General features: G+C 69.4%; 21 protein-coding genes. 15 read left to right on the top strand and 6 right to left on the bottom strand.

Features of this window, described 5'->3' with window-relative positions:
• The first annotated feature begins 26 nt into the window (after nucleotides 1-26).
• The 4 genes from F8O03_RS02895 (at nucleotide 27) to F8O03_RS02880 (ending at nucleotide 6,090) form a co-directional block, all read left to right on the top strand.
• A complete protein-coding gene (locus F8O03_RS02895; RefSeq protein WP_104254046.1) occupies nucleotides 27-314 on the top strand; it encodes a DUF1540 domain-containing protein in 288 nt (95 codons plus the stop codon).
• Between the two features lie 206 nt (nucleotides 315-520).
• Nucleotides 521-2,278, top strand: a complete 1,758-nt coding sequence (locus F8O03_RS02890; RefSeq protein WP_151422299.1) for a lamin tail domain-containing protein — start codon at nucleotides 521-523, stop codon at nucleotides 2,276-2,278.
• 230 nt (nucleotides 2,279-2,508) lie between these two features.
• On the top strand, nucleotides 2,509-5,004 hold the full coding sequence (locus tag F8O03_RS02885; RefSeq protein ID WP_151422298.1) for a lamin tail domain-containing protein: 2,496 nt from the start codon (nucleotides 2,509-2,511) through the stop codon (nucleotides 5,002-5,004).
• Nucleotides 5,005-5,277: 273 nt separating this feature from the next.
• Nucleotides 5,278-6,090 (top strand): Rv1352/Rv1906c domain-containing protein, encoded by an 813-nt coding sequence (locus tag F8O03_RS02880; protein WP_151422297.1) that lies wholly within the window; start codon nucleotides 5,278-5,280, stop codon nucleotides 6,088-6,090.
• A 98-nt stretch (nucleotides 6,091-6,188) separates the two neighbouring features.
• Here the strand turns inward: F8O03_RS02880 and F8O03_RS02875 are convergent, their stop codons facing one another.
• Together F8O03_RS02875 and F8O03_RS02870 are read right to left on the bottom strand one after the other, a co-directional pair.
• Nucleotides 6,189-7,685, bottom strand: a complete 1,497-nt coding sequence (locus tag F8O03_RS02875) for a catalase (protein ID WP_151422296.1) — start codon at nucleotides 7,683-7,685, stop codon at nucleotides 6,189-6,191.
• 64 nt (nucleotides 7,686-7,749) lie between these two features.
• Nucleotides 7,750-8,214: a Fur family transcriptional regulator gene (locus tag F8O03_RS02870; RefSeq protein ID WP_151422295.1), complete on the bottom strand. Its 465-nt coding sequence runs from the start codon at nucleotides 8,212-8,214 to the stop codon at nucleotides 7,750-7,752.
• Between the two features lie 85 nt (nucleotides 8,215-8,299).
• Here F8O03_RS02870 and F8O03_RS02865 point away from each other — a divergent pair, with 85 nt between their 5' ends.
• The 4 genes from F8O03_RS02865 to F8O03_RS02850 all read left to right on the top strand — a co-directional run bounded on the left by F8O03_RS02865 (nucleotide 8,300) and on the right by F8O03_RS02850 (nucleotide 11,654).
• Nucleotides 8,300-9,193, top strand: coding sequence for a spermidine synthase (locus F8O03_RS02865; protein WP_244295870.1), 894 nt, complete (start codon nucleotides 8,300-8,302; stop codon nucleotides 9,191-9,193).
• Nucleotides 9,194-9,279: 86 nt separating this feature from the next.
• Complete coding sequence (locus tag F8O03_RS02860; RefSeq protein ID WP_104254052.1) at nucleotides 9,280-9,852, top strand: hypothetical protein; 573 nt, start codon at nucleotides 9,280-9,282, stop codon at nucleotides 9,850-9,852.
• A gap of 8 nt (nucleotides 9,853-9,860) precedes the next feature.
• Nucleotides 9,861-10,334 (top strand): SprT-like domain-containing protein, encoded by a 474-nt coding sequence (locus F8O03_RS02855; RefSeq protein WP_104254053.1) that lies wholly within the window; start codon nucleotides 9,861-9,863, stop codon nucleotides 10,332-10,334.
• A gap of 114 nt (nucleotides 10,335-10,448) precedes the next feature.
• Nucleotides 10,449-11,654, top strand: a complete 1,206-nt coding sequence (locus tag F8O03_RS02850) for a mechanosensitive ion channel family protein (protein WP_244295868.1) — start codon at nucleotides 10,449-10,451, stop codon at nucleotides 11,652-11,654.
• Nucleotides 11,655-11,689: 35 nt separating this feature from the next.
• Here the strand turns inward: F8O03_RS02850 and F8O03_RS02845 are convergent, their stop codons facing one another.
• Nucleotides 11,690-12,718, bottom strand: a complete 1,029-nt coding sequence (locus F8O03_RS02845) for a pirin family protein (protein ID WP_151422294.1) — start codon at nucleotides 12,716-12,718, stop codon at nucleotides 11,690-11,692.
• A 67-nt stretch (nucleotides 12,719-12,785) separates the two neighbouring features.
• Here F8O03_RS02845 and F8O03_RS02840 point away from each other — a divergent pair, with 67 nt between their 5' ends.
• The 3 genes from F8O03_RS02840 (at nucleotide 12,786) to F8O03_RS02830 (ending at nucleotide 15,940) form a co-directional block, all read left to right on the top strand.
• Complete coding sequence (locus F8O03_RS02840) at nucleotides 12,786-13,826, top strand: threonine aldolase family protein (RefSeq protein WP_151423084.1); 1,041 nt, start codon at nucleotides 12,786-12,788, stop codon at nucleotides 13,824-13,826.
• Between the two features lie 26 nt (nucleotides 13,827-13,852).
• The gene (locus F8O03_RS02835; protein WP_151422293.1) at nucleotides 13,853-14,368 is read left to right on the top strand and encodes a DUF6630 family protein; all 516 of its coding nucleotides are present in this window, start codon (nucleotides 13,853-13,855) and stop codon (nucleotides 14,366-14,368) included.
• Nucleotides 14,369-14,482: 114 nt separating this feature from the next.
• Nucleotides 14,483-15,940 carry an HNH endonuclease signature motif containing protein gene (locus F8O03_RS02830; RefSeq protein ID WP_151422292.1) on the top strand — a complete coding sequence of 486 codons (1,458 nt, stop codon included), beginning with the start codon at nucleotides 14,483-14,485 and terminating at the stop codon, nucleotides 15,938-15,940.
• Between the two features lie 28 nt (nucleotides 15,941-15,968).
• On the opposite strand, the gene F8O03_RS18370 is transcribed toward F8O03_RS02830, so the two are convergent.
• Nucleotides 15,969-16,112, bottom strand: coding sequence for a hypothetical protein (locus F8O03_RS18370; protein ID WP_167516449.1), 144 nt, complete (start codon nucleotides 16,110-16,112; stop codon nucleotides 15,969-15,971).
• Nucleotides 16,113-16,375: 263 nt separating this feature from the next.
• Between F8O03_RS18370 and F8O03_RS18215 the strand changes: the two genes are divergently transcribed.
• Nucleotides 16,376-17,176 (top strand): alpha/beta hydrolase, encoded by an 801-nt coding sequence (locus F8O03_RS18215; RefSeq protein WP_244295866.1) that lies wholly within the window; start codon nucleotides 16,376-16,378, stop codon nucleotides 17,174-17,176.
• A gap of 65 nt (nucleotides 17,177-17,241) precedes the next feature.
• Here the strand turns inward: F8O03_RS18215 and F8O03_RS02820 are convergent, their stop codons facing one another.
• Nucleotides 17,242-17,820, bottom strand: a complete 579-nt coding sequence (locus tag F8O03_RS02820; protein WP_151422290.1) for a TetR/AcrR family transcriptional regulator — start codon at nucleotides 17,818-17,820, stop codon at nucleotides 17,242-17,244.
• 68 nt (nucleotides 17,821-17,888) lie between these two features.
• On the opposite strand from F8O03_RS02820, the gene F8O03_RS02815 reads away from it, so the two are divergent.
• Complete coding sequence (locus F8O03_RS02815) at nucleotides 17,889-18,911, top strand: NADP-dependent oxidoreductase (RefSeq protein WP_151422289.1); 1,023 nt, start codon at nucleotides 17,889-17,891, stop codon at nucleotides 18,909-18,911.
• Here F8O03_RS02815 and F8O03_RS02810 read toward each other — a convergent pair.
• On the bottom strand, nucleotides 18,906-19,199 hold the full coding sequence (locus F8O03_RS02810; protein ID WP_151422288.1) for a hypothetical protein: 294 nt from the start codon (nucleotides 19,197-19,199) through the stop codon (nucleotides 18,906-18,908). The two genes, F8O03_RS02815 and F8O03_RS02810, sit on opposite strands and share 6 nt — an antisense overlap.
• Before the next feature lie 134 nt (nucleotides 19,200-19,333).
• Here F8O03_RS02810 and F8O03_RS02805 point away from each other — a divergent pair, with 134 nt between their 5' ends.
• A complete protein-coding gene (locus F8O03_RS02805; RefSeq protein WP_244295864.1) occupies nucleotides 19,334-20,737 on the top strand; it encodes a M20 family metallopeptidase in 1,404 nt (467 codons plus the stop codon).
• A complete protein-coding gene (locus F8O03_RS02800) occupies nucleotides 20,734-21,753 on the top strand; it encodes an ATP-grasp domain-containing protein (RefSeq protein ID WP_244295862.1) in 1,020 nt (339 codons plus the stop codon). The genes F8O03_RS02805 and F8O03_RS02800 overlap by 4 nt, the downstream gene beginning before the upstream one ends.
• Nucleotides 21,754-21,816: the final 63 nt, after the last annotated feature.

Here is a 21,816-nt window from a genome sequence, read left to right as displayed (position 1 = left end):
AGGCAACCCACCAACGGAGGCACATCATGACACTGCTCGATCTCCCCAACGTCAGCACCTGTTCTGTCGCCGGCTGCTCGTTCAACCACGACGGCTGCCACGCGCCCGCTGTGACGATCGACGGCGACGAGGGCTGCGCCACGTTCATCCCCCTCGACCGCAAGGGCGGCCTCGACAAGGTCATCGCAGGCGTCGGCGCCTGCCAGGCCGCAGACTGCCGCTTCAACAAGGACCTGACCTGCAGCGCCCCGGCCATCCGCGTCGGAGCCCAGGGCAACGACGCCGCGGACTGCCTCACCTACGAGGCAGCCTGATCGCCCCCGGAGCAGCTGCTCTGCCAAGCGCCGACCTCCACCGGAGGTCGGCGCTTCGCCTTTCCCGTCAACGAGGACGACGATCCGCGATTCGTCTCGCGAAAGGAACCCGGCACGGGTGCGAGTCCAGACCCGGTGTCTAGACTTGCCCGCGGCGACGCCCGCCTGAGCTCCCCCAGGTCGCCATTCACAACTGAGGGGCGTGCGTGCAAGCACAACGAATGAACCTGGCGGCGGCTGTCGCCCTCATGATCGGTGGAGGTGCGGTGCTGGCTGTGCCGGCACCCGCGAACGCGACTGAGCTGCCCGTCTCCGGCAGCGGCGACGTCGTGATCAACGAGATCGAGTCGTCCGGTGGCCAGCCTGGTGATTGGCTCGAGCTCTTCAACCCGAGTACGAAGGCGATCGACCTCGAGGGCTACGTCCTCACCGACAACTCGCCGGAAGACCCGACGCACCGGTACACGGTCCCGGCCGGCACGGTCGTCGCGGCGGGAGCGCACCTCGTGATCGAGGACGGTGAGAGCGATCTGGGCCTGGGCGGCGCTGACAGCGTGCGATTGTTCGGAACGGACGGGACGACCGTGGTCGATGAGTACTCGTGGAGCCGGCATGCGGCGACCACGTACGGGCGTTGCCCCGACGGCACCGGGGAGTTCGCCCGAACCGCGGTGGCCACGAAGGGGAGCGCGAACGTCTGCGCCGACGCCCCGACCGAGACGCCAGGTCCCACGAATCCCGAAAGCGAGCCATGGCCGGGGAGCCCCGCAGCCTCTCCGATCGCCAGCGGCGTCACGCTTGCCGAGGACATGTCGGGTCTGGACTACCAGTACTCGCCAGAAGGCAGCACGTTGTGGGCCGTCGAGAACGGCACTGGCGGGCTCTACCGCTTCGATGTGGCGGCTGACGGGGGCGTCACCCCCGCTCAGGGCTGGGAGACGCCGAAGCGAGTGCGGTTCCAAGCGGATGCGGGGCAGCCGGATGCGGCCGGTCCGGACACCGAGGGCGTCACGTTCTCGCCGGGGCGGCCAGACTCGGTCTTCGTCGGCGCTGAGCGCGACAATTCGGCGAAGTCGACGAACCGGAACACGATCCTCGAAGTGGACGTCCGCGCCGCGACGGGCGCTGACGTCGTCGCGACAACCGAGTGGGACCTGACCGAGAGCCTGCCAGCGGTCGAGGCCAACACGGGCATCGAGGCGATCGAGTGGGTCGCAGACAGCGAGCTCGACGGCAAGCTGCTCGACGAGAACACGGGCACCCCGTACGACTCGGCGAACTACCCGGGCGCCAACGGCCTGTTCTTCGTCGCCGTCGAGGAGACCGCAGGCGTCTACGCCTACGCGCTCTTCGACGACGGCAGCGCGGCCCGCGTCGCGACCCTCGAGTCCGGCCTCGGCGGCGTCATGGCCCTCGACTACGACGAATCCACGCAGACGCTCTGGGGGATGTGCGACAACGGATGCGGCGGCACAAGCGCGCTCTTCCACTTCGGCACCACGGATGGCTCAGCCGGATACACCGTGACGCTCATCGCCCGACCCGCCGGTCTCCCCGACACCAACAACGAGGGGTTCACGATCGCGGCGAACGAGACCTGCACCAACGGCACCCGCGCCGCCTACTGGCTCGAAGACGGCGTGCAGACCGACGCACTGAAACAGGGCTCGATCGCGTGCGCCCCCGTTGGGACGCCGCCTTCAGAGACCCCGGGCGCCACGGAGACACCGGGTGGCACGGAGACACCGGCGCCCACGGGTTCGCCGGTAGCGACGGACACGCAAGGCGCGACTCCGAGCCCTGGCGGGGCCGCGGGCGGCGGGCAGGGAAGCGGAACGGAGACGGGCGCGAAGGATGAAGCGCTCGCGACGACCGGTGCGGCGCACCTCGTCCCCGGGATGCTCGCAGGGCTCGCCGCGCTCACGCTCGGCGCTCTCGCGCTCACCCGCCGCCGCGACGCGTAGCGAACCGAGACGTGCCAGCTGAGGGCAGGGGCATTCGAGCCCCTGCCCTCAGTCGTGTCCGCGCCGCCCCTCCCCTCGCCTCGCCTGCTACCCGTGGACCGCACCTCGTTCTTGTTCCGTTCAGGTCCGCGCTACCGGTGAGGCACCCGCCCCGGGTTCGATGACCGCGGCGCATGTGCTCACCCTGAGCGCACGTCGCTTCGTCCCCCCGAGCGCAGAGGAGCGCGTGCGTGCAAGCACAACGAACACCACTGGCGGCAGCTGTCGCCTTGATCATCGGCGGAAGCGCGGCCCTCGCGGCCCCGCTGTCGGCGAGCGCAGCACCCTCCCCCACGGCACACGCGAGCGGCGTGGTCATCAACGAGGTCGAGTCCAACGGCGACACGACCGACTGGATCGAGCTGGCCAACACAGGTGACGCGCCCGTCGACCTCTCGGGCTGGGCCGTCAAGGACAACGACGACGCCCGCGACTTCCGCTTCCCGACCGGCACGAGCATCCAGCCTGGCGCCTACCTCGTCGTCGACGACACGCAGTTCGGCTTCGGGCTGGGCAAGGAGGACCAGGCGCGGATCTTCGACGCCGCGGGCACTCTCGTGGATGCCCACTCGTGGGCCCAGCACGCCGACGTGAGCTACGCACGCCTCCCAGACGGCGTCGGCGACTTCGTCCAGACGACCGCGAGCAGCAAGGCCGCTGCCAACGACGGCGAGGCCGCGACCGGCACCGTCGTCATCAACGAGATCGAATCGTCCGGCGGCACGCCCGGCGACTGGGTCGAGCTGTTCAATCCCGGGGCCGGTGCCATCGACCTCAGCGGCTACGTCCTCACCGACAACTCGCCCGAGGACGTGACGCACCGCTTCATGCTGGCCGAGGGCACGACGCTGCAGGCGGGTGCCTATCTCGTGGTCGAGGAGGCGGACTTCGCCTTCGGCCTGGGCGGCGGCGACAGCGCCATGCTCTTCGCCGCTGACGGGACGACCGTCGTCGACGAGCACTCCTGGACCCAGCACGCGGCCACGAGCTACGGTCGTTCCCCGAACGGCAGCGGGGCATTCACCGAGACCTCCGAGCCGACCAAGGGCGCCGAGAACCTCTTCACGGGCGTCGCCCCGACCTCGCCCGTCGTCATCAACGAGGTCGAGTCGAACGGCGGCACGCCAGGCGACTGGGTCGAGGTCTACAACCGCGGCGCCGACACCGTCGACATCTCCGGCTGGACGATCGTCGATGACAACGCCGGTCACACCCCGGCGCCCGCGCCGGCCGCGACCCTGCTCGCACCCGGCGAGTTCTTCGTCTACGAGGAGAGCCTCCTCGGCTTCGGGCTCGGCAGCGGCGACAGCGCCACGCTCGCAGACGCAGCAGGGACCATCGTCGACACGACGACGTGGATCGACCACGTCGACGTGAGCTGGGCGCGCTGCGCCGACGGCGACGGCGACTTCCGCGCGACGACCGCGTCGACGAAGGGCGCGCTCAACGCGTGCTCCGACGCACCCGTCGAGACGCCTGGGCCGACCGCGCCGGAGGCCGAGCCCTGGGACGGCTCACCCGAGGTCACCCCGATCCCGGGCGGCATCACGCTCGGCGAGGACATGTCGGGTCTGGACTACCAGTACTCGCCAGAAGGCAGCACGCTGTGGGCCGTCGACAACGGCACAGGCAACCTCTACCGCTTCGACGTCGCGAGCGACGGCAGCGTCTCCCCCGCGGCAGGCTGGGAGGAGCCCAAGCGGGTTCGCTTCCAGGCGGACGCGGACAACCCGTCAGCCGCTGGCCCCGACGCCGAGGGTGTCACGGTCAAAGCGGGACAGCCCGAATCGGTCTACATCGGCTCAGAGCGCGACAACGCTGACAAGTCGACCAACAAGAACACGATCCTGAAGGTCAACCTCCGCGATGCGACCGGCGCTGACGTCGTCGCGACAACCGAGTGGGACCTCACGGCGAGTCTGCCGCAGGTCGGCGCCAACACGGGCATCGAGGCGATCGAGTGGGTCGCAGACAGCGAGCTCGACGGCAAGCTGCTCGACGAGAACACGGGCACCCCGTACGACTCGGCGAACTACCCGGGCGCCAACGGCCTGTTCTTCGTCGCCGTCGAGGAGACCGCAGGCGTCTACGCCTACGCGCTCTTCGACGACGGCAGCGCGGCCCGCGTCGCGACCCTCGAGTCCGGCCTCGGCGGCGTCATGGCCCTCGACTACGACGAATCCACGCAGACGCTCTGGGGGATGTGCGACAACGGATGCGGCGGCACGAGCGCACTGTTCCAGTTCGGCACGGAAGACGGCTCGGCCGGTTACACGGTGACGCACGTTGCCCGCCCCGCGGGACTCCCCGACACGAACAACGAGGGCTTCGCGATCGCCGCGAACGAGACCTGCGTCGACGGCACACGCGCCGCCTACTGGCTCGAGGACGGCGTGAAGGCCGACGCACTCAAACAGGGGTCGATCGCGTGCGCCCCGGACGAGACACCCGCGCCAACGGAGACCCCCGGCGCGACCGTCGCTCCGGGCGGGACGACGACACCGGGGGCGAGCACGGTACCGGGTGACGGTGCAGCGCACGGGAACGGCCCCGATGCTGCGGCTGGCGGCACGGATGGAGGCGCCCTCGCGACGACCGGTGCGGAACACCTCGTCCTCGTGACGCTCGCAGCGCTCGCCGCACTCGCGCTCGGCGCTCTCGCGCTCACGCGCCGCCGCGACGCGTAAGCGAACCGAGACGCATCAGCTGAGGGCAGGGGCGTTCGAGCCCCTGCCCTCAGCCGTCTCCCTGGCACCCGTCTCCCTGGCACCCATCTCCCGCGCGCCCCGTCTCCCAGCGTTCGTCTCCTCGACTCCCCGCGGGGAGTCCTCCCCCGCATCCACCCCCAGGCACCCCGGTTCCGTTAGCGTGTCTTCCAGCACGGTCGGCTTCGTCGGATCGCGAGGAAGCGCGCCGCCCCAGCCTCGGCCGTGTCATGCCCTCGCCATGAAGGAGACCTCGTGAAGAAGCTCGTGCGCACGTCGGCTGTCGCGCTGACCGCCCTGTTCGTGCTGTCGGGATGCGCGCTCGTCGGGCAGATGTCCGGCGGTGAGACGCCAGAAGTCGAGACGACCTCGACCTCGGAGAGCACGTCCGGTGCGCCCACCGAGACGACCCCCTCGGAGTCGTCCGACACGGGCGCGTTCGCCGTCAGCTACGCCTGCCGAATGGCCGACACCCGCACGTTCGCCGAAGCCCCCTCTGACCTCACCGAGATCTGGGCGCTCGGCGACGACGTCACTCGCTGCACGGGCAAGTCGAACGGCGGGACCACGTTCTCGGAGACCGAGCAGAAGGCGCTCGACGCCCTCGGCCAAGCCGCCACGGACGACGACAAGGATGCGGCCCCAGACGACGTGCGCCTCGCCGACGTCTACGCGCTCTGCGCGACCCCGGGGTTCTACTTCGCGATCTCCCCCGGCATCTCGACGGACGAGCAGTCGTCGCAGCTCGAAGCCGCCCTCATCCTCTGCCCTGAGCACCCGGACGCCGAGTCGGCAAGGACCTCCCTGAACACCTACGAGGCCAACGTCACCGCCGGCAACGACGGCACGCGCTTCAATGACGGCGTCTGGAAGGTCGGCGAGGAGATCAAGCCTGGCACCTACAAGCCCGAGACACCGAGCGACGACTGCCGCTGGTTCCGCTACGACGACAAGGGCGAATGGATCGAGACGTCGTACGACAAGACCCAGGCCGAGATCGTCGTCACGATCGACGCCAAGGACAGCACGTTCGAGTCGCGCAACTGCGGGTACTGGCGCGCCTCCTGACCACCTGTCGCCTTCGCGAACGCGAACGAGCGTGCCCCCTCGAGTGAAGCACTCGAGGGGGCACGCTCGTCTGCGGGGCAGCGGCCCCGCTGCTCCTCCTAGTGGCCGACGCCCACTGGCGCTGGGTCGCTGTCGACGGCGTTGGCCTCGACCGCGGCTCGGATGCGCGCACCGGTCTCAGGGTCGATGTTCACCCAGTACTGGAACGCGTTCGAGCGGACGGGTTCGATGACGGTCTCGAGCGCACCGGCGACGGTCTCGACGAGACGGTCGCGCTGGTCCTGTGTGAAGATCTCGCGGACGAGGGTGCCAGCCTGCGAGAAGTCATCGTCGTCAGCGCGGAGCGTGTAGGCGCTGCGCACCAGGTCCCCGTCGGTCTCCCATGAGTTCTCGACCGGACCCGTCTGGTCGGCGTACGGGCGCCCGAACGAGTTCGGCGCGTAGACCGGCGCGGCGCCGGAGTGCGACACCGTCATGTTGCCGTCGAACGTGTACGAGTTGGTCGGGTTCTTCGGCCGGTTCACCTCGAGCTGCTGGTAGTTCGTGCCGATGCGGGCGCGCTGGGCGTCCGGGTACGCGAAGACGCGGCCGAGCAGCATCTTGTCCGGCGAGATCCCGGTGCCTGGCACCTGGTTCGAGGGCGAGAAGGCCGCCTGCTCGATCTGCGCGAAGAAGTTCTCCGGGTTGCGGTTGAGCTCGAGGTCGCCGACCGGGATGAGCGGGTAGTCGGCGTGCGGCCACACCTTCGTGAGGTCGAACGGGTTGATGCGGTAGGTCTTCGCGTCCTCGAACGGCATGACCTGCACGTTGAGCTTCCAGCGCGGGAAGTCGCCCCTGCCGATGGCCTCGAAGAGGTCGCGGCGGTGGTACTCGGCGTCCGAGCCCGCGAGCTTCTCTGCCTCGTCGTTCGACAGGACCTCGACGCCCTGCTCGGAGATGAAGTGGTACTTCACCCAGAAGCGCTCGCCGGCCGCGTTGATCCACGCGTACGTGTGCGAGCCGTATCCGTTCATGTGGCGCCACGACTGCGGGAGGCCGCGGTCGCCGAGCAGGTAGGTGACCTGGTGCGCGGTCTCCGGGTTGAGGGTCCAGAAGTCCCACTGCATGGTGTTGTCGCGCAGGCCCGAGTCGGGGAGGCGCTTCTGCGAGCGGATGAAGTGGGGGAACTTCATGGGGTCGCGCAGGAAGAAGACGGGCGTGTTGTTGCCGACGACGTCGAGGTTGCCCTCGCTCGTGTAGAAGCGCAGCGAGAAGCCGCGCACGTCGCGCCAGGTGTCGGGCGAGCCCTGCTCACCCGCGACGGTCGAGAAGCGAAGCAGGGTCTCGCTCTCGGCGCCCTGCTGGAAGACGGCGGCGCGTGTGTACTGCGAGACGTCGTGCGTGGCCGTGAAGGTGCCGAAGGCGCCCGCGCCCTTTGCGTGCGGGTTGCGCTCCGGCACACGCTCGCGGTTGAAGCTCGCGAGCGTCTCGACGAGGCGAACGTCGTGCAGCATGAGCGGGCCGTCTGCGCCTGCGCTCAGGGAGTTCCGGTCGCTTTCCGTGGGACGGCCGTTGGTCTCGGTGGATGGGACTGTCGGGTCGATGTAGTCAGTCATAACGCTCCTCTTCGGATTCAGCTGGGCTGTGAACTGGGGATGAGTCTGGGTGCGCCGACGCGGGTCAGCGTGGCGCGCAGTCGGCGCAGACGCCGCGGTAGACGACCTCCGCGGTGTGCACGGCGAAGCCGTTCGGCGCGTCCGGGACGAGGCACGGCGCCTCGCCGACCGAGCAGTCGATGTCCTCGATGCGCCCGCACTCGTCGCAGACCGCGTGGTGGTGGTTGTCGCCGATGCGGGTCTCGAAGCGGGCAGCGGTGCGGGGCGCGTCGAATCGACGCACGAGGCCGGTGCGTCCGAGGTCGTCGAGGATCCCGTAGACCGCCTGCAGGGTGAGCGAGCCGAGTTCGGCGCGAAGCGAGGTCGCTGCGGCGAAGATCCGCTCGGCCGACGCGTGCGGGTCGGCGTCGAGCAGTTCGAGCACGGTGACACGCTGGCGCGTCACGCGAAGTCCGGCATCGCGCAGCGCCGAACGCCAGAAGGCGGCGTCGCGTCGCTTGCCCACGTCGTGCTCGCCGCTCATCGTCATGCAACTCATCGTGCCCGTTCTTTTGAACGATTCCAAACAAGGTGACCCTTGCTCGAACCCAGCGTGTCTCTGCTTGACTTGCCAGGTGCCGTCAGCCAGCGAGAAGACCCCAAGCAGCTCCAGCCCGCAGAGCGTGAAGCTCGACTCAGGGGCCCAGGCCCGCTTCTCGCGCGACGGAGAAGAGTGGACCCTGATCGTCGACGGCACGCCGCAGTCAGCCGTCAACCCACTCGACCCGCGCGAGCTCTCGTTCGGGTACATCCGGCACATGGGCTACGTCCTCGACCTCGCCTTCCCGGAGTCAGCGGCCATCACGGCCCTGCACCTCGGGGCGGGGGCGCTCACCATCCCGCGCTACGTCGACGCCACCCGGCCACGCTCACGACAGCAGGTCGTCGAGCTCGAGCGCTCGCTCGTCGACTTCGTGCGCGAGGTCGTGCCGCTTCCGGCCGGAGCGAGCATCCGGGTCCGCTACGGGGATGCTCGTGAGCAGCTCGGCAGACTGCCCCGCGGCTTGCTCGGCTCCGTCGACGCGATCGTCGTCGACATCTTCTCGGGTGCGCAGACCCCGGCTCACGTGACGAGCGTGGAGTTCTTCGCCGAGCTCGAACCGTTCCTCAACGCCGACGGAGTGGTGCTCGTGAACATCGCCGACGGCCACGACCTCGCGTTCGCCCGAGCCGAGGTCGCGACCCTGCTCGAGGTGTTCGGCGAGGTCGCCCTCGTCGGCGACCCCGCCATGCTGAAGGGTCGACGTTTCGGCAACATCGCGGCCGTCGCCTCCCGATCCGCCGACGCGCTCGCACTGCCCGGTCTCGAGCGGCGCGTTGCATCGGGCTTCCCGCCGGCCGTCGTCGTTCGAGGCGCGGCCGTGCACGAGTTCACCCGCGGCGCCGAGCCGGCCAGGGACGCATCGGCGACCGCGTCCCCCCTGCCGGGGAAGAGCCTCTTCCGCGAGCGCAGGCAGGGCGGCTGGTGACCCCCGCCGACGCCTGATCGGACCCGCTGTCCACAACCCGGCGAGGGATGCACACAAACCGCCGCCGCTGCGACTAACCTGCTGGGGTGTCAGACGCTCCCATCATCCTCGGCTACGACCCGGAGACCCTCCGCGAGCGCATCGACGTCGACGCCGCGGAGGCTCGCCTCGCGGAGATCGCCGTGCTGCGATCCCTCACCGCGCTGAACGAGAAGGTCGCGCTGCTCCGCATGCTCGGTCGCCTCGACGAGGCGTTCGACACGGCGCAGACCGCGTACCGCCAGTCGCGCTTCACCGGCGCCCGCGAGGACGCCCTCGCGGCACGCGTCCGCAAGGCGCAGGTGCAGCAGTTCCAGGGCAAGCACGACGTCGCGCTCCAGGACCTGACCGGCTGTGTCGACGAGGCGCTGACCCACGAATGGGATGAACTGGCCGCCTTCGCGCTGCAGCACCGCGGCAAGGTGCGCTTCGAGCAGCGCGAGTACACGGAGGCGCTCGTCGACTTCGAGCGGGCCCACGAGCTGCGCCTCGCGCGCGGAGTGGCTGCCGACCAGCTGCAGTCGTCGAAGTTCGCGATCCGTGTGACCCGGGCGATCCTCGAGGGCGACGAGGAGCCCTCCTCGGAACTGAGCGAGCCGATCACCTCGATCGACTCCTAAGCGGCGCGGTGGCCGACCTGGCCAAGGTGCAGGTCTGGGCGGAAGCCCTCATCCGCATGCACCTCGACGACAGCTGGAGCTTCGGGTTCGACCACGCAAAGAAGCGGGCGGGCGCCTGCAACTTCCGGGACAGGCGCATCACCGTGTCGCGGTACTTGTCGGCCCGCTACGACGACGACACCGTGCACCAGACGCTGCTGCACGAGGTCGCCCACGCGGTCGCCGGCCATAAGGCCGGCCACGGACCTGAGTGGAAGCGCATCGCCGACCAGCTGGGGTACGTCGGCGGGCGCACGCACGACGGTGAAGTCGCGTCCGAGTTCGCGAAGTGGGTGGGCGTCTGCCCGAACGGACACGAGGTGCTGCGCTTCCGTCGCCCGACCAAGGGCAGGCTCGTCTCCTGCCTGCGCTGCGCGCCCTCCTTCGACCGGAGGTTCCTCATCCGATGGCGGGAGCGCTCGGAGGCCGAGCGCAGAAGCTGACGCCGCTGCGCCTCCTCGCCTGGTGACAAGCCAGGGAGCACGGAGACTCCATCACTAGCGTGGCTGCTCCGGCCCTCCCCGCACCGGGAGGGACCTCCACCCCCGAGGAGGAACGTGCTCGATCCCTGGCTCGCCTTTGTCATCTCACTCGCTCTCGCCGTCGCAGCAGCGGTCGCCCTGACCGCCGCCGTCGCCCTCGTCATCCGCCTGGTCGCGAAACGAATGCGCTGGCCCGAACCGCTTGTGCGGCACACGCGGCGGCCCTTCCGCGTCGTCGTGCTCATCATCGCGCTGTGGATCGCCGTCGCAGTGGCGTTCCCCGCCTCGGGCGAGGGCTCCTGGCGCGAGGTGATCTACCACGCGCTCACGATCTGCGTCATCGCTGCTGGAGCCTGGCTCATGGCCGGCCTCGTCGCCTTCTCGACCGACATCACGCTCGGCCGAAACCGCATCGACGTGGCCAACAACCGCGTCGCGCGTCGCATCCGCACCCAGACCCTGATCCTGCGGCGGCTGGCGGTCGCCGTCATCGTGATCATCGCGTTGGGTGCGATCCTGCTGACGTTCCCGGCCGTCCGCACCGTCGGCGCCAGCCTCCTCGCTTCGGCCGGAATCGCGTCCGTGGTCGCCGGCCTCGCCGCGCAGTCGGTGCTCGCGAACATCTTCGCTGGCCTGCAGCTCGTGTTCAGCGAGGCTCTGCGGGTCGACGACGTCGTGGTGGTCGAGGACGAGTGGGGCCGGATCGGCGAGATCACGCTGAGCTACGTGGTTGTGGACTTGTGGGACGACCGGCGCCTCGTGCTGCCATGCACCTACTTCACCACGCAGCCCTTCCAGAACTGGACACGGCAGGGCAGCGAGCTGCTCGGCTCGGTCGAGCTCGACGTCGACTGGCGCGTCTCCCCGGCGCTCATGCGCGAGCGGCTCGCGGAGGTGCTCACGCAGACCGACCTCTGGGATGGCCGCGCGCAGGTGCTGCAGGTGACCGAGGCCACGGGCGGGCTCGTCCGCATCCGCATCCTCGTGACCGCGGTGGATGCGCCGACCCTGTTCGACCTCCGGTGCTTCGTGCGCGAGGCCATGGTCACCTGGCTGCAGCGCACCATGCCGTCATCGCTGCCCGTGCAGCGGGTGCTCATCACCGAGCCTGCGGCCCACGATGATGCAGCAACCCGTGCGTCACGGGAAGAGGACACCCGCAGCGACGACACCAGCGCGGGAGGTTCTGGGCTCTTCACTGGAAGCGTCGAGGCCCAGGAGCGGGCATCGGTGTTCACGAACGCGATCCCCATCATCGATGCGGAAGATCGCGATCGCTGACGCTCCGCCGGGACCGAGGCCACGGGCCGTGCGCCTCAGTCGTCGCGCGTTCGACCGCGGGGGTTGAGGCGCACGGCCGGGAGAGCTGGGGCCGCGAGCGTCTTCCCGTCGTGGCTGTCGACGGCGCCGAAGCGCGCATCGGGTGCCTGCGATCCCCTGGTCGCTTCCCACGCTGCGCGAGCCTCCGCGACCTCCTCGTGCGAGGACCCGACGAAGTTCCAGAACATGACGATCTCCTCCTCGAAGGGCACACCTCCGAGCAGCAGCGCGCGTCCGCCTTCCGCCGCACCCACGATGGTCCGTTCGGTCCCTGGGGGCAGGTAGCCGACGGCGCCCACGGGGAGTTCCACGTCATCGACCGTGATGCCCGGCGAGCAGGCCAGCACCCCGTGCTCGAAGGCCGGGTCCAGTGCGAGCTCCGCTTCCGAGCAGCCAGGGAATGCGAGCTCGACGCCCACAAGCGGGGAGAAGCTTGGGGCGCCGGAGCGCAGGCCGGCGTACTCGCCCAGGAAGACGGTCGCCTCGACGCGCCCCTCCGCCCCCGTCGACGCCTCGAGTTGCATCGATGGACAACGATCCAGGCCGGCGAAGGCGGCTGCCGTGCCTCTCTGCTCGGCGGGCAGCGCGATCCAGAGCTGCACCCCGTGGAGCACCGGTGCGCGACTCGAACGCGTCGGCGAGACCTCCGAGTGCGCGATCCCCGCGCCCGCCGTCATGACGTTGACGCCACCGGGTGCGACCTCGTGGATACTGCCGATCGAGTCACGGTGCAGCACTTCACCGGAGAACAGCCAGCTCACCGTCTGCAGGCCCGTGTGCGGGTGAGGGGCCACATCCATTCCGCCATCCGACGGCAGGTCGACGGGGCCGTAGTGGTCGATGAAGCACCACGCCCCGATGAAATGGCGGTACTTGTTGGGGACCGAGCGCAGGACGGGCAGCGAGCGGGGGCCGCCGAGCGGCACCTCGCGGGGCAGCAGCAGCTCGATGCCCGCGATGACCTGACCGGTCTCGTAGGCGTCCTGCAGCCGCGCCTCGATGGGGTTCGCCTCGGCGTTGCTCATGAGCCGAGCGTAGACGCGGACACATGAGTTTTCATCGAGCCGTGGCGTGCGCGAGAATGGATCGGTGATTTCGCAGCTGCACGACCCCAGCATCCGCACGTTCACGAGCGACAACGCCGCGGGCGCCCACCCGCAGGTGCTGGATGCGCTTGTCACCGCGAACGGCGGGCACGTCGGCGCGTACGGGGCCGACCCCTACTCGACGGCGTTCCAGAACCTGTGTCGCGAGCTCTTCGGAGAGACAGCCATCGGCCTGCCGGTCTTCAACGGCTCCGGCGCCAACGTCGTCGCGCTGCAGTCGATGGTCCCCCGCTGGGGCGGCGTCGTGTGCCCAGCATCCGCGCACATCAACACCGACGAGAACGCGGCACCCGAGCGGGTCGGCGGCGTCAAGCTGCTCACCGTCGAGTCCCCGGACGGGAAGCTCACCCCCGCCGACATCGAGCGCGCGGCGAGCGTCCGGCGCGACGTGCACCGCGCGACCCCGCTCGCCGTGAGCATCAGCCAGGCGACAGAGGTCGGCACCGCATACTCGCCGGACGAGGTCCGCGCACTGGCCGACGCAGCCCACGCGAACGGCATGTGGCTGCACGTCGACGGCGCACGCCTCTCGAACGCCGCCGCCCACTTCGACTGCACGCTCGCCGAGGTCTCGAGCGCCGCGGGGGCCGACGTCATCAGCCTGGGCGGGACCAAGAACGGGGCGCTCGCCGCCGAGGCCGTGGTCGTCGTCAACCCGGAGGCCGTGTACGGCGTCGAAGAGGCTCGGAAGATCGACCTGCAGCTGTCATCGAAGATGCGCTTCGTCTCAGCGCAGCTGCTCGCGCTGTTCGGCGGCGAGCTGTGGCGCGAGAACGCTGAGCACGCGAACGCCATGGCCGCTCGCCTCGCCGCCGGCATCGAGGCCATCGACGGCTGCTCGGTGCCGCTCCCCCGCCAGGCCAACGGCGTGTTCGCCGTGCTGCCGGGCGAGGTCGCCGAGCGCGTCAGCGAACGCTACGCGTTCCACACATGGGACGCCTCCACAGGCCTCGTGCGCTTCCTCTGCTCCTGGGACACCACCGACGGCGACGTGGATGGGCTCATCGCGGCTGTCGCGGGCGCGTAGGACCCCGGGCGGGTACCCTCGAGGCCGTGACTGACTCCACCGCCTGGGAACGCCTCTGCACGCTGATCGACGACGACCCGGAGATCTGGCCGAGCGTGCAGGAGGCGCTGCGCGGCGCGGCCGACGATGACCGCGAAGAAGATGACGGCGACGACGATCAGGCAGACACCGACGAGAGCGGTGTCGAGGAGGACGACGGCGCAGACGAGGCCTGGGGCGCCCTCATCGACGCGCTCGATGACTGCGGCGCCCTCGCATACCTCCACGCCGACGACACCGCCATGGAACTCGCGGACGCCCTCGCCGGCGTCCCGCGGGTCGTTCGCCTGGGTCTCGACACTGATGAGATCGGAGACGTGGACGGGGATGTGCCAACCGCATCCGCCGCCGCCGACGCGCTGCTTGCGCCCGCCGGGCTCGCGCTCGTGTTCCTCGAGGAGGACAGTGACGCCTACCCGCTGGTCGTCGTGCCGCGGGAATCCGTGACCGAGATCGTCGACACGGCGGCCGCGCTCGGGTTCGTGGCGCGCCAGCTCTCCTAGCGGGCGCGAGTCTCCCTCGATCTGTCATCGGAGCAGCGCAGGCCTTGAATCCTGAGGCGAGAAAGTTACTGACCATTCCTAATAATTAGATTCTACTACTGCTAGGGTTGACCCATGTACCAGCCGGCAGCGAGCTTCAAGGAGCGGTGGCGTTTCGACGTCAACGACCCAGCCTCCGTCGCCGCCGAACGCGCTGCGATCCTGTCCGAGACTGCCCGCATCGAGTCAGCCAGGCGCGCTATCGACGCTGAGGCGATCCTGCTCGAGGCTCGCGCGTACAACTTCGGCTACCTCCTCGACCTTGCCGACGGCCACCCCGAGATGGGCATGCACGTCCGTTCGATCTCGGCGGAGATCTCGTTCGAAGTGCAGGCGAAGCACAGTCTTGTGATCCGGCAGCTCGCCGGGTCATGGAACGCCGTACGGGAGTTCCCCGCCGCAGTGGATGCAGTGGCAGACGGACGCATCTCCGGCCACCACCTCGACGCCATCGTCTCGTCAGGGCTTCTCATCTCCCACGAAGTGGAAGCCGAGCAGGCTTCGCTCCGCGCCCGCTACGTCGAGAGCGCCCTCGACCAGGTGAGCGGACAGATCCTCACGGAGGCGGCACTCAGGCGCATAACCGCTCGTATCGCGGAAGAACTCACGCAGATCCCGCTCGCGGAGCGTCGACGGAAGACGCGCATGAAGGGATTCGTCTCGGTGACCGACGCGGGCGATGGTCACGGGGTGCTGCACGTCGGAGGGTCGCTCCTCCTGCTCACCGCCGTTCGCGACAGAGTCCGCAAGCAGGCGACGCGTGTCCTGCGGGCACGCGCCAAGGCCGAGAAGGCCGCCGCTGCCGCCGGCGAAGCGCCAGAGTCAGAACCCGATGAGAGGACACTTGGAGAAGTCAGCGCCGACCTCGTCTGCGACCAGCTCCTCACGAGCGACCCCACCTCGACAACCGCAGCCAACGGCGTCCAGGCGACGGTGAACCTGGTCATCCCAGCAACGACCCTGCTCGCCGACCAACGCGAACCCGGCCATCCCCCGGCGCTCCTCGACGGCTTCTCACCCGTGCCGATCGACGAAGCCAAGCGCATGGCCGCAACGGCACCGATGTTCACGCGGATTCTGACCCACCCGGTCACGGGGACCGTACTCGCAGTCGACACGTACACGCCGACCGCGGCCATGCGCAGATTCCTGGCGGCCCGCGACGTCCACTGCCGTTTCCCGGGCTGCCGCCTCCCAGCCCGCGCCTGCCAGATCGACCACACTCAGGAATGGCAGCACGGTGGGAAGACCTGCCTCGGGAACCTCGAACACCTCTGCGTCTTCCACCACGTCATGCGCCACGCCACACCGTGGTCAATCGACCAGCTCGAAGGCGGAGTCCTCGAGTGGAAGACGCCAGGCGGAACAGTCCTGGCTGACCGGCCCGAGCGGCAGGGCGTTCGGTTCGTGCCGACAGCCGAGATCAACGCGCAGAGCGAAGCCGCATCCACGGCCGACCCCTCGAGCGCGACCGCCGTGCCACCCGAACTTCACACGGAACGAGACCCGAGCAACGACCCTCCGCCGTTCTGACGCGAGCCGACGCACATGCCGACCTCGTCTACACCTCTTCGATGCCGACGCCGCGAAGGAGGAGCCTCTGCTCGCCCACACCCGACCGCTCAGACACGAAGAGCTGCGAGAACAGCCTCTGCAGGCGCACGGCGATCGTGGCGCTGCCCTCGGTGCGGAGTGAAATGCTCATCTGCTGCCCTCTCGTTCGTCGCCACTCTTCGTCGCCATCACGAAACCTCTTGCGTCAGCGTAGGAACGCACGAACCAGGCCGAAAGCAGTCACCGCAAGACGAGTACACGAGACGACACCGTGCTTCGCCGGACGAAACACGGCGTCACCTGACAGCGAGCGGCGCATCCCCGCCTTCGACCTGCCCGTCTTCGCGTTCGAGAAGCCCGTCACCAGCGCCACCAGGAACGCCCGCACCAGCATCTGAGGAGTACCCTCGCAAGGTGCCAGCAACTCCCCCGAACCAGCCGCCGCGTCAACCAAAGCGGAACCGGCTACGGCGCACGCTCATCTGGAGCTTCTCCATCATCGCCGGCGTCTTCGTCGCCGCAATCGCCGCGTTCCTCATCTGGGCGAACGTCGGCGTCATGGCCGCCGAGCCCGAGCCGCTCGCGTCCGTCACCGACGACCCGGCGATCACCGTCGCGGAAGTCGATGGGTCGCTGGTGCTCAGCCCCACCGAAGCCGCGAGCACAACCGGGCTCATCTTCATCCCCGGAGCGAAGGTCGAGCCAGCGGCCTACGCCGCCAAGCTCTCCAACCTCGTCACCGAGGAGCAGATGACCGTCGTCATCCCGCAGCCACTCCTCAACCTCGCCTTCTTCGACACCCGCACCATCGACGACTACTCGACCGCCGCGCCAGACATCACGACCTGGGCCGTCGGCGGACACTCCCTCGGCGGCGTCCGCGCCTGCCAGCTCGCCGATTCACCCGACGTGGCCGGCCTCCTCCTCTTCGGCGGCTACTGCGCCAACGACCTCACGGCCGACACCTCGCTCGACGTCCTCAGCATCACCGGAAGCGCAGACGGACTCACCACCCCGCAGAAAGCCTCCGACGCACGCGACCTGCTCCCCACGAACGCCGAGACCCTCGAGATCGACGGCGCAAACCACGCCATGTTCGGCAACTACGGCCCGCAGTCCGGCGACGGGACGGCGACCATCCCCGACGAGGAGGGGCGCGAGCAGATCGCCGTCGCAACGTCAGACTGGGCGGCAGAGCTGCAATCAGCGAGCTGACCTCGACCCACACCTGACCAGCAGCAGCCACCGCGCGAGCTGAGCACCCGACCTCCGAGTTGCAGTCAGCCCTCCGAGAGCAGTCGTCGCACCGCCAGTCGCACGTCGATCCCGCGGTCGTCCGACTGGCGCTCGTTGGGCCCGCCCGCAGCGGGCCGAGCGAGTTCATGCAGCACCGCGCCGTCGATCAACGCGACCAGTGCAGAGGCACGGGATTCAGGCTCGCTCACGCCGAGGCTCGCCACCGCCCCCGCCGCCCAGCCGCGCAGCCTGTCGCGCCCCACCTGGACGGCTCTGGCGACTGAGGGATTGTGAGTTCCCTCGAGCAGCAGCGCGAAGCGGGCGAGCGTCTGAATCCGCCCCCGCCCCGTCATGGACTCGACGGCCGCATCCATCGCGACACAGAACCGGTCGAGACTCGGCTCGCCCCACTCGTAGGTGAGGAGCCACTCGGCGTAGTCACTCCTGTCGAGCCGTTCGATGACCCCCTCGATGAGCGACTGACGCGTGCGGAAATGATTCGAGGTGGAGCCCCTCGGGAGCCCCGCCTCGGCATCCACACGCGTGTGCGTGAGGGCTCGCATGCCACCGGACGCGAGGAGCTCGAGGGCGGCAGAAAGCGAGCGATCGCGAGTGGAGGACACCGCCCTACTATAGGCGTAGTACCAGCACTACGGACATAGTGGTCAGCCGGCTGTGATTGCCTGACCCGATGACGTCCAGCACCACGAGCATCCAGATCCAACTCGCCGCACGACCCGAGGGGTGGCCAGCCCAAGAGGATTTTCGCACCGTCCAGATCGAGTACGGAGAGCTGAAGCCCGGCCAGGTGCGCGTCGAGAACCTGTACCTCTCGGTCGATCCCTACATGCGCGGCCGCATGACGGACGCGCCGAGCTACGTGGCCCCGTATGCGCTCGACGAGACGCTCACCGGCGGTGCGGTCGGCGTCGTGGTCGCCTCTGCGAGCGACGCCGTGCCCGTGGGCGCTCACGTCCTGCATGCCTTCGGCTGGCGCGATGTCGCACAGGAGGACGCTTCGTCGTTCCGGATCGTCGAGGAGATCGACGGCATCCCCCTCTCGCTGTACCTGTCGATGCTCGGCATGACGGGGCTCACCGCCTACGTCGGCCTCACGGCGATCGCAGGACTCCAGGAGGGTGACACCGTCTTCGTCTCTGGAGCTGCCGGGGCTGTCGGCACGGCGGTCGGTCAGATCGCGCGGAAGCTCGGCGCCGCACGCGTCATCGGATCCGCGGGGTCGGCCGAGAAGGTCGAGCTCCTGACTGCGAGGTACGGCTTCGATGCCGCCTTCGACTACAAGGAGCGGCCCGTGCGTGAGCAGCTCGCCGAGGCTGCGCCCGATGGCATCGACGTGTACTTCGACAACGTCGGGGGCGACCACCTCGAGGCGGCCCTCGATGTCCTCAACCGAGGCGGCCGAGCCGCGCTGTGCGGCGCCATCTCGACCTACAACGACGACGACAAGCCGGCGGGTCCGGACAACATGGCCAACATCATCAAGCGCTCCCTCCGCCTCGAGGGGTTCACGGTCGGCGGATACGGCCACCTCGCCGGTGAGTTCCAGCCGCTCATGGCGGAGTGGTTGCGTGCGGGCGAGATCGCCTACGACGAGACGGTCGTCGACGGCCTCGGCAACACCGTGCAGGCGTTCCTCGACATGATGCGCGGAGCCAACACGGGCAAGATGGTCGTGAGGCTCAGCCGGTCATGACTGCAGCGTGCGCTCATGCCGGGAATGCGCGATGAGTCCAGGCACGAACAGCACGAGCGCGACAGGCAGCAGCGCGGCGAGCCCGATGACGTGCCAGAGCTGGCCCGCGGCGACGACAGCCAGCAGGGCCCCGCCCATGCGCAGCCAGCCCGCGAGCTTCGGAGTGCCAGGCGGGTCCTTGAAGATCGGGAGCTTGCGGCCGGCGCCAGCCCTGCCGATGAGGAAGTGCGCCCAGGTCGTGAGCGCGAGGCTGAGCCCGAGCAGCACGGCACCGACGATGAACATCACGCTGTCACTGTAATCGAGCTTCACGTTACGGCCCACGACGGCAACCAAGACACGGTCAGGCACGCTCTGCAGAATCGAGGCACGATGGATGCAGACGGCCCGACCGGGGCCCCCGGCGGCAAGGAGCACACCACGTGAGCGAAGCAGCAGGCCCGAGCAGCGCACCCAAGGGACCCGGGGCGACCCGCGGCATCAGCGTCGGAGCATCCCCCACGACGCCCAGCAGCACCTACCTGGACCTCGTCGCCGCCGAGACCGCCATCGCGGCCGCCGCTGCCCCGCGAATCACCTCGGCCCACGACGGCGCGTCCCGTGACGACGCCTCCGCGATCCGCTCCGCCTCCGACTCGCTGCAACCCGAGCTGGTGGAGCTCTCCCACCGCATCTTCGAGTACGCGGAGGAGGGATTCGAGGAGACGCAGAGCGTCGCCGACATCGCAGAGCTGCTCGCCGAGCACGGCATCACCGCCCGAGTCGGCGCCTTCGGGCTCGACACGGCGCTGGTCGCCGAGCTGGTCATCGGCGAAGCGGCACAGGATGCGCCGACCGTCGCGATCCTCGCCGAGTACGACGCCCTCCCCGGCGTGGGCCACGGCTGCGGGCACAACATCATCGCCGCCTCCGCCGTGGGCGCGTTCCTCGCTCTCGTCGAGGCGGGTCGAACCCGTGCGCTCCCCTCGGGCCGAATCGTGCTCTACGGGACCCCCGCCGAGGAAGGCGGGAACGGCAAGGAGATCATGGCCCGTGCGGGCGCGTTCGACGACGTCGACGCCGCGATCATGATCCATCCCTTCGGCTACGACGTCACCGACCAGCCCTTCATCGGCCGGCGCATCCTGCGCGTCCGCTACTACGGGGTTCCCGCCCACGCCTCCGCATCCCCGTTCCAGGGACGCAACGCGCTCGATGCCGCCAACCTGAACTACCAGGCCACCGGCCTCCTGCGGCAGCACCTGTACCCGGGCGACCGCATCCACGGCGTCATCGTCAACGGCGGCCAGCGCCCCAACGTTGTCCCCGAGTTCGCGGAGCTCGAGTACTACGTGCGCTCGAACGCCGCGGAGACGCTGAAGGAGCTGAGCCTGCGCCTCGAGGACATCGCCAACGGCATCGCCCTGGCCACCGGCACGGGAGTCGAGGTCGAATGGGACCCGCTGCCGTTCACGATGCCGCTGCGCTACAACACGCCGCTCTCCGATCGGTGGGCGGTGCACCAGGAGGCTCGCGGCCGTCGCGTGCTCACCAAGGCGTCCGTGCCCTCGCACCTCGCCGCATCCACCGACTTCGGCAACGTGAGCGTGCGCGTGCCCGGCATCCACCCGGTCATCGCGATCAGCCCACCGGACGTCAGCCTCCACACGCGCGAGTTCGCCGAGTACGCGACGAGCGACGCCGCGAGCACCGCCATCGCCGACGCAAGCGCCGGCCTCGCGCTCGTCGCCGCCGACTTCCTCGCGGACCCCAACCTCCGTGCCGCGGCCCGCGCCGACTTCGACGCGGCTGGCGGCGCACTCGACGTCGAAGGATTCTTCTCTTGAGCACACCGGTCTCCTCCCAGTCCATCTCCTCGCAGCCCGTCGCAGCCACACCCGTCGTCTACGCGCTGCACGAGAACCCCGAGTGGTGGCCGCCGTTCCAGGCGGCCTTCGAAGCCGCCGGCGTTCCCGTCGTCGAATGGCGCCTGGTCGAGGGCGTCATCGACATCGACGCGGTCCCACCGGAGGGCATCTTCTGGTCGCGCATCAGCGCCTCCTCGCACACCAGGGATCACGCGCTCTCGAAGGACTACGCGCGCTCCGTCCTCAACTGGGTGGAGGCCGCGGGCCGGCGCACCGTCAACGGCCGCCGCGCCATCGAGCTCGAGGTGAGCAAGGTCGACCAGCTGACGCTCCTGCGCCGGGCCGGCATCGACACCCCGCGAACGCTCGCGGTCGTCGGCAGGCAGGGGCTGCGGGATGCGGCGCGCGACTTCCCGACCCCGTTCATCACGAAGCACAACCAGGGCGGCAAGGGCCTCGGCGTGCGCCGCTTCGACCACTTCGCCGACTTCGAGGCCTACCTCGACTCCCCCGAGTTCGAGGAGCCGCTCGACGGCATCACGCTCCTGCAGGAGTATCTGCGCCCCGCCGGAGGATTCATCACGCGCGTCGAGATCGTCGGCGGCGAGCACATCTACTCGATCGCGGCAGACACCATCCACGGCGGCTTCCAGCTGTGCCCAGCGGATGCGTGCGCGATCGACCCCGACACGGGTCGCCCGGTCATTCCCCCTGGCGCGGAACTGGCGCCCGAACCCGGCACGTCCATCTTCTCGCTGCGCCAGGGCGGTCACGACGACCTCGTCGAACGCCTCGTCGCGTTCACCAAGGACATCGGCTTGGAGATCGCCGGCATCGAGTTCATCGAGACCGAGGACGGCCGCCAGGTGGTCTACGACATCAACACGAACACCAACTACAACGCCGACGTGGAGCGCGTCGCCGACGGCTCGGGGCCCGGTGCCATCGCGGCCTACCTGGGGCGCGTCCTGCGGGAGACGTACCCGGACGTGTGAGCCCAGCCACTCACGGCACGGCACGGCACGCGGAGAGGTGGCCGCCGGAGTTCATCTCCGGCG

The sequence above is a fragment of the Pseudoclavibacter terrae genome, assembly GCF_008831075.1.
In the GTDB taxonomy this organism is placed as follows: domain Bacteria; phylum Actinomycetota; class Actinomycetes; order Actinomycetales; family Microbacteriaceae; genus Pseudoclavibacter; species Pseudoclavibacter terrae.
The sequence above is the reverse complement of the archived record's forward strand: the minus strand, read 5'-3'. Positions and strand labels throughout refer to the sequence as shown.

Bases quoted from the DNA above. Each gene is read 5' to 3' on its own strand.
- F8O03_RS02875 (WP_151422296.1), bottom strand. From the start codon at position 7,685: ATGACTGACTACATCGACCCGACAGTCCCATCCACCGAGACCAACGGC.
- F8O03_RS18370 (WP_167516449.1), bottom strand. From the start codon at position 16,112: ATGAGCATTTCACTCCGCACCGAGGGCAGCGCCACGATCGCCGTGCGC.
- F8O03_RS02815 (WP_151422289.1), top strand. From the start codon at position 17,889: ATGACGTCCAGCACCACGAGCATCCAGATCCAACTCGCCGCACGACCC.
- F8O03_RS02845 (WP_151422294.1), bottom strand. From the start codon at position 12,718: ATGAGCAACGCCGAGGCGAACCCCATCGAGGCGCGGCTGCAGGACGCC.
- F8O03_RS02830 (WP_151422292.1), top strand. From the start codon at position 14,483: ATGTACCAGCCGGCAGCGAGCTTCAAGGAGCGGTGGCGTTTCGACGTC.
- F8O03_RS02895 (WP_104254046.1), top strand. From the start codon at position 27: ATGACACTGCTCGATCTCCCCAACGTCAGCACCTGTTCTGTCGCCGGC.
- F8O03_RS02870 (WP_151422295.1), bottom strand. From the start codon at position 8,214: ATGACGATGAGCGGCGAGCACGACGTGGGCAAGCGACGCGACGCCGCC.